Below are 440 nucleotides of genomic sequence, written 5' to 3'. Positions count from 1 at the left end.
GGCGCGAGTGACACGATCACGGCGGATCCCGCCGGGGCAGAAACGCAGAGGCAACGACTCCACGTCAGTCACCCGGAATTTCGTTATGTAACGCTCTCTCATCGGAAAAAAAAATGACGGTACCTGACTAAGAAGCCCCGGCTAACTACGTGCCAGCAGCCGCGGTAATACGTAGGGGGCAAGCGTTATCCGGATTTACTGGGTGTAAAGGGAGCGTAGACGGCACGGCAAGTCTGATGTGAAAGCCCGGGGCTCAACCCCGGGACTGCATTTGAAACTGCTGAGCTAGAGTGTCGGAGAGGTAAGTGGAATTCCTAGTGTAGCGGTGAAATGCGTAGATATTAGGAGGAACACCAGTGGCGAAGGCGGCTTGCTGGACGGTAACTGACGTTGAGGCTCGAAAGCGTGGGGAGCAAACAGGATTAGATTCCCTGGTAGTC

General features: G+C 55.2%; 1 rRNA gene. It reads left to right on the top strand.

The window, feature by feature from the left end:
• A 16S ribosomal RNA gene (locus FLV34_RS39785) occupies window positions 1-440 on the top strand; the annotation flags it as partial.

The organism is Microbispora sp. CSR-4 (genome assembly GCF_008033685.1).
Classification (GTDB): Bacteria; Actinomycetota; Actinomycetes; order Streptosporangiales; family Streptosporangiaceae; genus Microbispora.
The sequence above is the reverse complement of the archived record's forward strand: the minus strand, read 5'-3'. Positions and strand labels throughout refer to the sequence as shown.